Origin of the sequence: Dermatophilus congolensis (genome assembly GCF_900187045.1) — a bacterium.
GTDB classification, from domain to species: Bacteria; Actinomycetota; Actinomycetes; order Actinomycetales; family Dermatophilaceae; genus Dermatophilus; species Dermatophilus congolensis.
Genome location: NZ_LT906453.1, coordinates 377,324 through 389,711, shown reverse-complemented (window position 1 = coordinate 389,711; position 12,388 = coordinate 377,324). Strand labels below are relative to the sequence as shown.

The 12,388-nt window shown below is 62.1% G+C and carries 10 protein-coding genes; 3 read left to right on the top strand and 7 right to left on the bottom strand.

Annotated elements, in window-relative coordinates; all coding sequences use genetic code 11:
• Nucleotides 1–11 precede the first annotated feature (11 nt).
• On the top strand, nt 12–872 hold the full coding sequence (locus CKV89_RS11600; protein ID WP_154657646.1) for a hypothetical protein: 861 nt from the start codon (nt 12–14) through the stop codon (nt 870–872).
• On the opposite strand, the gene putP is transcribed toward CKV89_RS11600, so the two are convergent.
• Both putP and CKV89_RS01630 read right to left on the bottom strand, forming a co-directional pair.
• Nucleotides 869–2,371, bottom strand: coding sequence for a sodium/proline symporter PutP (gene putP / locus CKV89_RS01635; RefSeq protein WP_051277545.1), 1,503 nt, complete (start codon nt 2,369–2,371; stop codon nt 869–871). The genes CKV89_RS11600 and putP overlap by 4 nt on opposite strands.
• Nucleotides 2,372–2,393: 22 nt before the next feature.
• A complete protein-coding gene (locus tag CKV89_RS01630) occupies nt 2,394–2,855 on the bottom strand; it encodes a PaaI family thioesterase (RefSeq protein ID WP_028327289.1) in 462 nt (153 codons plus the stop codon).
• A gap of 385 nt (nt 2,856–3,240) precedes the next feature.
• Here CKV89_RS01630 and CKV89_RS01625 point away from each other — a divergent pair, with 385 nt between their 5' ends.
• Both CKV89_RS01625 and CKV89_RS12460 read left to right on the top strand, forming a co-directional pair.
• Nucleotides 3,241–3,945, top strand: a complete 705-nt coding sequence (locus CKV89_RS01625; RefSeq protein ID WP_231935417.1) for an IclR family transcriptional regulator — start codon at nt 3,241–3,243, stop codon at nt 3,943–3,945.
• A gap of 9 nt (nt 3,946–3,954) precedes the next feature.
• A complete protein-coding gene (locus CKV89_RS12460) occupies nt 3,955–7,350 on the top strand; it encodes a DEAD/DEAH box helicase (RefSeq protein WP_051277547.1) in 3,396 nt (1,131 codons plus the stop codon).
• Nucleotides 7,351–7,366: 16 nt separating this feature from the next.
• Here CKV89_RS12460 and CKV89_RS01615 read toward each other — a convergent pair whose 3' ends face one another.
• The 5 genes from CKV89_RS01615 to CKV89_RS01595 all read right to left on the bottom strand — a co-directional run bounded on the left by CKV89_RS01615 (nt 7,367) and on the right by CKV89_RS01595 (nt 12,180).
• Nucleotides 7,367–8,404: a lactonase family protein gene (locus CKV89_RS01615; RefSeq protein WP_028327290.1), complete on the bottom strand. Its 1,038-nt coding sequence runs from the start codon at nt 8,402–8,404 to the stop codon at nt 7,367–7,369.
• An 82-nt stretch (nt 8,405–8,486) separates the two neighbouring features.
• Nucleotides 8,487–9,023, bottom strand: a complete 537-nt coding sequence (locus tag CKV89_RS01610; RefSeq protein WP_028327291.1) for a YdcF family protein — start codon at nt 9,021–9,023, stop codon at nt 8,487–8,489.
• A 26-nt stretch (nt 9,024–9,049) separates the two neighbouring features.
• Nucleotides 9,050–9,403 carry a VOC family protein gene (locus CKV89_RS01605; protein ID WP_028327292.1) on the bottom strand — a complete coding sequence of 118 codons (354 nt, stop codon included), beginning with the start codon at nt 9,401–9,403 and terminating at the stop codon, nt 9,050–9,052.
• Between the two features lie 149 nt (nt 9,404–9,552).
• Nucleotides 9,553–10,395, bottom strand: a complete 843-nt coding sequence (locus CKV89_RS01600) for an undecaprenyl-diphosphate phosphatase (RefSeq protein ID WP_028327293.1) — start codon at nt 10,393–10,395, stop codon at nt 9,553–9,555.
• Between the two features lie 120 nt (nt 10,396–10,515).
• A complete protein-coding gene (locus tag CKV89_RS01595) occupies nt 10,516–12,180 on the bottom strand; it encodes an FAD-binding dehydrogenase (protein ID WP_028327294.1) in 1,665 nt (554 codons plus the stop codon).
• Nucleotides 12,181–12,388 lie beyond the last annotated feature (208 nt).

The window sequence follows — 12,388 nt, the reverse complement described above, 5'->3', positions numbered from 1 at the left end:
AGGAAAGGGTAATGAGGGAGTTTGGCTCAGGGTTGGGGTGGGGGTGCCGACGTGATGTCGGTCTGCCGTTGGTGGGCTGTGTTGTGTTGGGTGTCTCCGTTGGGGGCGTGAGTTGGGAGCGGGTTGTTTTGGTCAGTAGTGAGGTTGTGGCGCGGCGGAGTTCGGTGGTGCGGTTGCCGTCGGTGCGGGGGATGCGTGTGGTGAGTGAGGGTGTGTATGGGGTGGCGTTGGAGTCGGTGATCTCGTCGTTGGTTTCTGGTCCGCGGGTGGCGGGGCGTGCGGGGCGGGTGGGTGTGACGGCGTGGTTGGTGGCGTTGGAGGGCCGTGGTGGTGTGGTGGTTGAGGTTGATGGTGTGGTGGTGGGGGAGTTGCCGCCGGGGCAGGCGCCGTTGTGGCGGGGGACGTTGTTGCGGGCTCAGCAGGAGGGGGTGCGGGTTTCGTGTGAGGGGGTGGTGACCTTTGGTGAGGGGCCTGGTTTTGTGCCGGTGTTGTCGTTGCGGGTGGTGGAGCCGGAGCATTTGCGGTTGATGTTGGGGGTTCCTGAGGGTGTGGAGCCGTTGGTGCCGGAGTGTGTGGTGACAGTTCCGGCGCGGTCGATGAGTGCTGATGCGGTGGCTCGGGTGGCGCGTGAGGTGGTGGAGTGGGTGACGTTGCATCCGACGACGTTGAGTTGTAGTCGGCATGTGGGGGAGCCGGGTGTTGAGGTGCGGGTTGCTGGGGAGCGGGTGGGTGAGTTTTCGTCGTTGTCGAGTGCCCGGTACCGCCCGGTGGTGGATGCGTTGGTGCAGGTGGAGAAGACGCCGTTGGCGCGTGCTCGCCTCCGGGACGGTACCGGTGAGTTGGAGGTGTTGTTGCCTCGGGTTGGGGGTTAGGTGGTGGGTTGGGCCGGTTGGGTGAAGTTGTTTGCCCGGCGTTTGTGTTCGTCGAATTCGGTGTCGATGGTGGGGTTGGGTTTGTGGGTGGCCAGGCTGACGGCGTAAGCGATGAGTAGGTGTCCGAGGAAGCCGGGGATGATCTCGTAGATGTCGAAGATTCCGCCGCTGAGGGGGCGCCAGATGGCTACGAGGGTGGCGCCGGTGATCATGCCGGCGAGGGCTCCTGCGGTGGTGAGTTTTCGCCAGTAGAGGGACAACAGGATGGTGGGGCCGAAGGCGGCGCCGAATCCGGCCCAGGCGAAGGCGACGAGTTCGAGGATGGTGGATTTGGGGTCGAGGGCTAGGAGTGCGGCGATGATGGATACGGCTAGGACGGCGAGGCGTCCGAGGCGTACGTAGTGGGTGTCGTGGTGGGGTGTTTTTCCGAGGGCTTTGTAGATGTCTTCGATGAGTGCTGAGGAGGTGACGATGAGTTGGCTGGCGATGGTGCTCATGATGGCGGCTAGGACTGCGGCGAGCATGAACCCGGCGATGAGGGGGTGGAAGAGGAGTTGGCCTAGGCGGATGAAGACGGTTTCGGGGTTGGTGATGGCTAGGTCGGGGTTGCGGCTGAAGTAGGCGATGCCGACGAGGCCGGTGATGATTGCGCCGCCGACGGAGAAGAGCATCCAGCCGATGCCGATGCGGCGTCCGGCGATGGCTTCGGCGGGGCTGCGTAGGGCCATGAAGCGGGTGACGATGTGGGGTTGTCCGAAGTAGCCCAGGCCCCAGGCTAGTGAGGAGATGACGCCGATGGTGGTGGCGCCGTGGGTGAAGGACAGGGCGGTGGGGTTGGCTGCGTTGATTTCGGTGGTGAAGTTGCCGGTGCCGATGGCGATGAGGGCGGCGACGGGGACGGCGATGAGGGCCAGGACCATCATGAGGCCTTGGACGAAGTCGGTGTAGGAGACGGCGAGGAAGCCGCCGAAGAGGGAGTAGGTGACGGTGACGGCGGCGATGATGAGCATGCCGGTGAGGTAGTCGGTGCCGAAGGAGCTTTCCATGAAGGTGCCGCCGGCGACCATTCCGGAGGAGACGTAGAAGGTGAAGAAGATGAGGATGATCAGGCCTGAGGCTATGCGTAGGGCGTGGCTGTGGTCGCGGAGGCGGTTTTCCAGGAAGCTGGGGACGGTGATGGAGTCTCCGGAGACTTCGGTGTAGGCGCGTAGTCGTGGGGCGATGAGTTTCCAGTTGATCCAGGCGCCGAGGGTCAGGCCGACGGCGATCCAGGCTTCGACGAGGCCTTTGAGGTAGATGGCTCCGGGTAGGCCCATGAGGAGCCATCCGGACATGTCGGCGGCGCCGGCGGATAGGGCTGCGACGGCGGGGTGGAGGTCGCGCCCGCCGAGCATGTAGTCGCCGAGGTCGTTGGTGCGGTGGTAGGAGTACCAGCCGATGCCTAGCATTGCTGCCAGGTAGATCACCATGGCGACGATTTGGAACGCGGTGTCGGTCATTGCGTCAAAGTAGCTCAGGTGATTATCGGTTTTGGTGTGGTTTGGGTGTTGAGTTACGCAGATTTGTGAGCAACGTCGCAGTGCAGATGAGGTTTTGGTCTTCGTCTGTGATGCTGATGTGGCAGGTAGCGGTGTTGCGGCTGTAAGCGATTGGTGTTGCTGTTGCGGTGATGTTGCCGTGGGTGGCGGCGCGGTGGTGTGTTGCGTTGATATTGATTCCCACAGCGATGCGGTTGGGGCCAGCTAGGTGCATGGCCAGGGCGGAGCCGACGGTTTCGGCCAGGGTGGCTGATGCTCCGCCGTGGAGGAGCCCGTAGGGCTGAGTGTTGCCTTCGACGGGCATGGTGGCGGTGAAGCGGGTGGGGGTTGCTTCGGTGAAGGTGATGCCCATGCGGTGGCAGAGGGCTCCTGAGCGACCGTTGAGGGTGGCTAGGTCGAGGGGGTTGAAGCTGTCGGGGTTGGTGGGTGTGTCGGTGTGTGACATGGGCTCACGGTACGTGGGGTGGCGGGGTGGTTGAGGTTTCCGCTGAGCGGAAGGTTTGTGCGTGTGGATGAACGTGGGCCGCATAGTTGTATCGCCATGATCAGGTTGGACGTGGATGTGTCTGCATGTGCGGACGGGTTGGGTATTCACCGGACACCTGATAAACGTGAGCCACGTCACAGTCGACATTGATCCCGTTGTGTTACAGGTGAATTCATAGCGACTTCGGGGCGTGAACGCATCCGGGTAGCCGGGGCAAGCCTCGGAAACCACCCACCGGCCTTGTCGGGAAAACACAGAAAGAGTTCGGTTGTCGTTTATGGCGTATCTGGAGTCCGTAGACAATTCGCTTCGCTTACTGGCACTGCTCAGCGATGGTCGGAGTGTGACGGTCACCGCGGTAGCCCACGAACTCGGCGTGGCACCGTCGACTGCACACCGACTCTTATCAACACTCATGTACCGACAATTCGCAGTCCAAGCCCCCGACCGCACCTACATGGCAGGCCCAGCCATGTTCCGCATGGGCGGAATGGTAGGAAACAGAGCAAGCCTGCTACGCCTAGCCCGACCCATCGTGCGCGAAGTCGCCCACGCCCTTGAAGAATCAGCCTTCCTAGGCATCCTCGTCGAACGAAACCTTCACGTCCTCATCTCCGAATCAGCAACACCCACCCGCGTCGAAAAACCACTCCTAACCGCACACGAAAGCGCCGGCGGAAAAGCACTCCTCGCCGGCATGAACAGCACCGATCTCGAAAACCTCTACCCCCACACCGGGCTACCAGACCTCAACATCACCCCCACCGACATCCACCGCCTCAAAGAAGAACTCGAATCCACCCGACGCCGCGGCTACGCCCTCCACCGATTCAACGAAAACCCACCCACCATCTCCATCGCCATGCCCGTACTCGGCGCCGACCGCACCGCCCTCGGATCACTCATCGTTGCCATGCCCATGTCCCACTACTCCACCGGCCGCCTAGCCCCCACCCTCACCCACATGCGCCACGGCGCCGAACGCATCACCGAATCCCTACGCACCCTACGAACCCCCGAACCAAACCCCGTCACCATCCGCCGCTAGTTTGTCCCCATGGCGACGCGTCGAAACCACCACCCCCACACCTTCGACCGCACCGACCTGCAATGGCTAGACCACTGGGACGACACCCACCTACGCAACCGCTACGGAACCACCACCCTCCAACGCGCACACTCCTACGCCCACCTCAACAAAGTCACCGACCTATGGACCGACGGCCACACCACCATCGGCGCCCTCGTCACCGGAAACCGCCCAGAACCCTACGAAACACACATCCGCCACCACACCCACGACACCACCACCTGGCTCACCTGCACCTGCACCTGCCCCCTACGCAAAGACTGCAAACACACCCTCGCCACCATCATCACCGCCCGCAACACCCGCACCCGCCCCGGCAACGAAAACATCAACCTCGGCAGAACAACCACCCCCACCCCACCCGAACCACCCCACACCACCACCCCCGAATGGGAACAACTCCTCCACCCCCTCACCACCACCCACCACACCCCCACCCCCACCAACCACACCCCCGCAGCCCTACGCTTCACCCAAGCCCGCCCCACCTACAAACGCTTCGGCGCCACCACTCCCACCACCACCCCAGACATCACCATCCGACCCATGAAAAAAGGCCCCTCAGGCCGCTGGGTCAAAACCGGCATCACCTGGGAAAACCTCGACAACCACCGCAACACCCTCATCCCTGCCCACTACAACGCCCTCATGGCCATCCGCCGCCTACGCCTAACCAACCGCTACTCCTACCAAAACATCCCCGACGAACTCCCCCTAGCCACCCTCAGCGAAAACATCTGGCCCGCACTCACCGCCGCCACCAACGCAGGCATCAACCTCATCGGCCACGACCTACCCACCCCCCACATCCTCACCACCCCCGCCACCGTGCACATGCACGCCACCCCCGCCCAACCCACCACCCCCACCGACATCCTCCTCAACCTGCGCATACACCACCACGAACTCAACCTCAACGAAAACCTCCCCGGCGCCCTCACCACCCCCACCCCACCCACCACATACCCCTGGCTCATCGGCACATCCCCCCACGGAATGGCCCTATGGGCCGACACCCAACTCCTCCTAGCCCCCCTCACCACACAACTCACCCCCACCATCGGCCAACTCGCCACCGGCCCCCTACCCATCCGCATCCCCGCCACCGACATCCCCCGATTCACCACCCACTTCCTACCCGCCCTACGCCAACACATCACCCTCACCACCGACACCACCATCAACCTGCCCCACAACGAACACCCCACCCTGCACATCCACGCCCGCTTCACCACCAACCACCGCGTCACCCTGACCACCACCATCACCTACGGAAACACCCCCGCCACCACCTACCCCCACCGTGACACCACCGCCGAACAACACCTCATCAACACCATCCCCACCACCAAAACACCCCCAGGATTCATCACCAACACCGCAGGACACCCCACAATCACCCCCACCCAGTCCTACAGCGGCACTGACCTCATCACCGTCGCCACCCAACTCCTACCCACCCTCACCACCCTGCCCAACATCCACATCACCACCGAAGGAAACCCACCCGAATACCACCCCAACCCCACCACCCCCACCATCGAATTCCGCATAGACGACCACCTCGGCACCACCACCAACCCCACCCGCGGCGCCCAACGCCTCAAACACACCGACTGGTTCAACCTCGGCATCACCGTCCGCGTCGAAAACCACACCATCACCTTCACCGAACTATTCCGCGCCCTCGCCACCGGCGAAACCCACATGATGCTCCCTAACGGCGCTTGGTTCCCCCTCGACCTACCCGAACTCACACAACTGCGCACACTCATCGACGAATCCCGCCACCTCATCGACCCCGGCCGCACCACCCTGCACATCACCCCAGCCCACATAGGCCTCTATGAACACCTCACCGCCCTCGGCATCATCACCCACGAAGCAACCACTTGGCGCGAACGCATCAACACCCTCACCACCACCCAACCCACACCCCCACTACCAGCCACCCTCCACGCCAACCTACGCCCCTACCAAATCCACGGATACACCTGGATGCGCCGCCTCTGGAACGCCAAACTCGGAGGCATCCTCGCCGACGACATGGGACTAGGAAAAACCCTCCAAGTCCTCGCCGTCGCCGCAGCCGCCCACGACAACGGCGAACTCGACCACAACCCCCTCCTGGTCATCGCCCCCACCAGCGTCGTCAACACCTGGGTACACGAAGCAACCACCTTCACCCCCGACCTACGCATCACCACCCTGACTAGCACCACCGGAAAATCCAAACACACCATCACCGACCGCATCGCCGGCGCACACCTAGTCATCACCACCTACACAATCGCCCGCATCGACGACAAAGAATTCGCCCAGATCCCCTGGAGCGGCATGATCCTCGACGAAGCCCACATCGCGAAAAACCACCAATCCAAAACCTACAGCGCACTACGCCACATCAAAGCCCCCATCCGATTCGCCATCACCGGCACCCCAGTCGAAAACTCCCTCATGGACCTATGGGCACTACTGTCCATCACCTCACCAGGCCTCCTACCCGACCCAGCAACCTTCACCGACACATACCGCCGACCCATCGAAGAAGGCACCGACCCCACCCGCGCAGAACACCTCCTCAAACGCATCGGCCCCATGCTGCTACGCCGCACCAAAGAAGACGTCGCCGCCGACCTACCACCCAAACAAGAACAAACCGTGCGCGTAGCGCTCGCACCAGCACACCGCCGCGCTTACGACACCCGCCTAGCCCGCGAACGCCGCCGTGTCCTCAAACTCAGCGAAGACCTGGCCCGCAACAAAGTAGCGATCTTCTCGTCATTGACGATGCTGCGTCAGCTCGCCCTCGCACCAGCATTAGTCGCCCCCGAAGACCCAGCTATGACGTCAATATCCTCAACAAAGATCGACGTACTGGTGGACCTGCTTCGCGAAGTCATCGACGGAGGTCACCGGGCCCTGGTGTTCAGCCAGTTCACCCGATACCTGCACATGGTGCAGACACGGCTGCGCGAGGAAAAAATCACAACAACATACCTAGATGGAGCAACCCGAAACCGCGCCGCAGTCATCGAAGAATTCCGTGAGGGCGATGCGCCCGTGTTCCTCATCAGCCTCAAAGCAGGCGGAGTCGGACTCACCCTCACCGAAGCCGATTACGTGTTCTTAATGGACCCCTGGTGGAACCCAGCCGCTGAGCAACAAGCGATCGACCGCACGCACCGTATCGGCCAACACCGTCAAGTGATGGTGTACCGACTGGTCGCCACAGACACCATTGAGGACAAAGTGATCGCCCTGGGAGAACACAAACGCCACATCGCAGACACAATCCTCAACGATCCAGCTTCACTCGGCGGCGCACTCACCGCCGAAGACCTACGCAACCTCCTCGACTGAAACGACCAACAACAGATCAGGCATCGACGAAACTGACCCAGTTCGCGCCAGCCCCGACCGGCACAGACCCAATATCGAGCAGCGATCCTTCTTCACTCACGCGGTACAGCCGCGCCGTCGTCGATTTTTCTCCCACTGCCACCACAAACCGGCCATCTGGCGTCACACCGAAACCACGAGGCTGCTTCTCGGTGGTCACTATGTCCACCACCTCACCCAAAACGCCCTGCTCATCCCGGCTGATCACCGCCAACGTCGAGGCATTCCGCTCCGATGCCAACAGCCAACGACCCGCAACATGCACATCTGCACCCCACACCAGCCCCTCTGCCAACGGATCGGCCCCAAACCGGCTGTGCCGCAACCCCGAATCAGGGCGCACCTGCAACGTCGCCTCCCCTGGCGACAGCGCACCATCTACCCCCACCGAAAGGCGCATCACTTCACCCGAAAACTCCGTCACCACATACGCGTTCGCCCCGTCAACTACCAGATGGCGAGGCCCGCTACCGAAAGGCAGCACCACGGTTTCCCCACCCAAAGCCACCAGCGACCCATTGGGCAACAACTGATACTGCGCCACCAAATCATCACCCAACGCAACGAAATACACTCGGTCACCCACTACCCGGCTGCAGTGCACATTCGCGAACTCCACCCGGGAGGTCTGCTCACCAATCACCCCATCACGTACTCGCCACACGGCACCAAAACCACCGTGATAGCTCGCACCTACGAGAAACTCACCATCATCAGACAGATCCAGATATGCCAAACCTGCATCAACATCGAACCGGTGCAATTCAGTCAGTGCGCCGCAGGAACGGTCCAGCCCAAGCACCGCAATACCAGCCTGGTCCTTGTCTGTAGCGGGCTTATAAGTTGTGTACACCAAGTTACGACGCGCATCGACCGCGATAGTCGAGTTGCCTTTACCGCCTGGGCTTGTCGCAAGCACATCCATCGCCGCGGCAGAACCATCCTCACTTGGAGTCAGTCGCAAAGTCGAGATGGTGCCATCACCAGCATTGGCTACGAGAACCAGGTATGTCATGCAACCAGGCTATGCCGCCCCAGCAACTCTTTGTGCTCATCCAACATCTGATGATGCAAGAGCAGAACGAGATTGAAGCTGATCAGCAGCTCCAATAGGTCAGCATCTTGGCCCAGCCGCCCATATGGTGCAGTACCTCATGGGCGCCCACACGGTCTTGGGCGACAAGAACATCAACCTTGCCGTCAAAACACCGATTCACAAGAGTGCGTACCCGATTCGCGTGTGGCCAGAACGTGATCACCTGCACCGAATGCCAGTTATTTCGCTGCGCCATCTGCGAGAAGTTCTGCGCCTCACCGCGCGTGGTGTAAGGCGAAGGAACAAAGCATTCAACCGGGTAAGGCTGCTTCTGGTTGCAGATGGTTACGCCTTGACGACGTTCTTGACCAGCAAAAGTCGCCACAACCAGGGTGCGGGCTTTCCCTTCACGCATGAGCTTGTCAGCTAAAGCAACTCGTCCCGGAAACGGGGGGCCTACGACGAGGATCGCATCCGATGTTGCGGGCTCATCAGCAACAGGAAAGAAAACAAGGCCAGCAGGGACAGCCACGATGAGGGCCAGCGCAGCAGCGACAGCGGCCGCGATGATGCGTTTGATGCGCAGGCGAGGTGGCATCAGGGCGCTTCTCCTTTGCTCGCAGATCAGGCCGGGGGTGGCTCGGGGTCTTCGGTGATGCCGATGACGTTACCGGCAGGATCAGAGACCCTGGCAATGAGACGTCCACCACCCACATCGAACGGCGTAGTCAAAACGGTTCCGCCGTTGTCGGCGAGGACGCGCAGCAGGTTGGTGATGTTTTCGGTGGACCAGTAGGGGGTGATCCCTTTAGGGGAGGGGGTGCCGTGAGGGTCAAGGCCAAGGTGCATGTTTTCGATTTGGAAGCCGACATATTCATCGTTGGTGACTACGGGGTCGGTTCCGGTCAGAGCGGTGTAGAAGGCACGGGAGGCAGCTAGGTCAGGGGCAGGGACGATAGTCACGTGGAAGCCGAGCATGGTGGTCCTTCCTTCTCGCTGCCGCGGGGCGTGTTATTCATTCCTCATCGGGCAGGTGACGGTGGATCGCTGGAGTTTGGGTTCCCTTTGCTGGGGCATGGGTGTTTACCCGCGCAGCGGGGTAGAAGGGGCCAGGCCTCCGGGGGAGGTCAGGATTGGCTGGTTCCGGGGTCGATGGCGGGGATTGTGCCGGTGCTCAGGGCGATGATGAGGCCGATGGCCAAGGCGATGCGATAGATAACGAAGGGGGTGAAGTTGTGGGTGGAGACGTAACGCAGCAGCCATGCGATGACGGCGTATCCGATGAAGAAAGACACGGCTGTGGCGCCCATGATGGGGCCCCAGGCTGGTGGGGTTGGGTCAGAGCTGATGTCGAACAGCTGTTGGAACCCTGAGGCCAGAACGGCGGGGACGGCGAGGAGGAACGAGTAGCGAGTGGCTGCTTCGCGGCTGTATCCCATGAGTAGTCCGCCGGAGATGGTGCCGCCGGAGCGGGAGACGCCGGGGATGAGTGCGCAGGCTTGCCAGAGTCCGTAGCGCAGTCCGTCGCTGATGGTGAGGTTGGTGAGGTCTTTGGTTTGGCGTGCGTTGCGGTCAGCGAACCAAATGACAGCGGAGAAGACGATCAGCATGGTTGCGGTGACCCAAAGGCTGCGGAAGGGGCCTTTGATCAGGTCAGACAGGACGATGCCTAGGGCGCCGATTGGGATGGAGCCGACGATGACGAGCCAACCCATGCGGGCGTCGGGGTCGGAGTGGGGGATTTTTCCGGTGACGGCTTTGCACCAGCGTTTGGCGATACGGCCGATGTCTTTACGGAAGTAGAGGAGGACGGCGGCTTCGGTGCCTAGCTGGGTGATGGCGGTGAATGCTGCGCCGGGGTCTTTGCCGAAGAAGCGGCCAGCGAGGGACACGTGTGCGCTGGAGGAGATGGGGAGGAATTCGGTGAGTCCTTGTACAACGCCGAGAGAGAGCGCTTGGCCCCAGTCCATACGTGTCCTTACGGGTTGGGTGTTCGGTGGGTGTTGGCGGCGCCCGTGAGGTGTTGTTTCGGGGCGCCGCCTGTGCAGGATGCTAACAATCGTGCCGGTGGGGGACGGTTGGTGGTGGTGTTAGGCCAGGGCTTGGGCCATCGCTTTTCCTGCTTGCCGGCCGGAGAATAGGCACCCGCCCAGGAAGGTGCCTTCGAGGGCGTTGTATCCCATCATGCCGCCGCCGCCGAATCCGCTGACTTCGCCGGCTGCGTAGAGGCCGGGTACTGCTGTTCCGTCGTGGCGTAGGCAGCGTCCTTGGAGGTCGGTTTCGAGTCCGCCGAGGGTTTTGCGGGTGAGGATGTGCAGGCGCACGGCGATGAGGGGGCCGTTGGCTGGGTTGCTGAAGGCGTGGGGGACGGCGGTGCGTAGGACGTGGTCTCCCCAGCCGCGGCGGTGTTCGCGGATGAAGGTGAGTTGGGTGTCTTTGGTGACTTCGTTGTTGAGTTCTCGGTCGCGGCAGGTGATGAGGTGGGTGAGGGCTTCTTCGTCGATGAGGCCGGTGCCGTTAGGGCCTGGTTCGAGGGTGTTCATACCGGTGACGAGGTCATGGATGGTGTCGGCGACGATGAAGTCGGCTCCGTGTTTTTTGAAGGCTTCGACGGGGCCGGGGGCGCCGCGGCTGGCGATGCGGGAGAGCATGAGCCCGATTTTTTGGTTGGTGAGGTCAGGGTTTTGTTCGGATCCGGAGAGGGCGAATTCTTTTTCGATGACTTTTTGGGTGAGGACGAACCAGCTGTGGTCGTGTCCGGTGGCGCGTAGGTGGCGCAGGGTTCCGAGTGTGTCGAAGCCGGGGAAGTAGGGGGCGGGGAGTCGGTTTCCGGTGGCGTCGAGCCAGAGGCTGGAAGGGCCGGGGAGGATACGGATTCCGTGGTTGGGCCAGATGGAGTCCCAGTTTTGCAGGCCCTCGGTGTAGTGCCACATGCGGTCGGGGTTGATGATGCGTCCGCCGCTGCGTTCGGCGATGGCGAGCATGCGTCCGTCGACGTGCGCGGGAACACCGGTGACCATGTGTTCTGGTGGGGTTCCGAGGCGCTGTGGCCAGGCGCGGCGGACGAGGTCGTGGTTGCCGCCGATGCCGCCAGAAGAGACGAGGACGGCCGGTGCGTGGAATTCGGTTTCGCCGGTGATGTCGCGGTTGGTGGCGGCGCCGCGGAGGGCGTCGTCGGGGGCGAGGATGGCGCAGCGGACGCCGGTGACGGCTCCGTTGGTGGTGATGAGTTCGTCGACGCGGTGGCGGAAGGCGAAGCGGATGCGGTCGTTTTTGGCGTGTTTGCGGATGCGGCGTTCGAAGATTTTGACCAGGGCGGGGCCGGTGCCTCGGGTGATGTGGAAGCGGGGGACGGAGTTTCCGTGGCCTTCGGCGCGGCCGTCGCCGCGTTCGGCCCATCCGACGATGGGGAAGATGCGGTGTCCAAGGGAGCGGAGCCAGGCGCGTTTTTCACCTGCGGCGAAGTCGAGGTAGGCGTTGGCCCATTGGCGTGGCCAGTAGTCCTCTTCGCGGTCGAATTGTGCACTGCCGAACCAGTCTTGGGTTGCTAGTTCGTGTGAGTCGTTGATGCCCATGCGGCGTTGTTCGGGTGAGTCGATGAAGAACAGTCCGCCGAGGGACCAGAAGGCTTGTCCGCCGAGGTTTTGTTCGCCTTCTTGGTCGATGATCAGGACGCGTCGGCCGGCATCTGCTGCTTCTGTTGCGGCTACGAGGCCGGCTAGTCCGGCTCCTACGACGATGATGTCCGCGTCCACGTTGTTATCTACCTCTCGCCCAAATGTATTCGCTGCCTTTTCAGGCAGTTTCTGTCTGTTGGAACAGTAACCCCGTGGTTGGGTGCTGCTGGGCGCGGGTGTGGTGGCTGGTGGGCGTTGTGGGGAGCCGTTGATGTCTTCACTGCAGACCCGGCATGCATGAACGGTGCACAACATCGGCGGTTGATTGACTCACCTACATCAATAT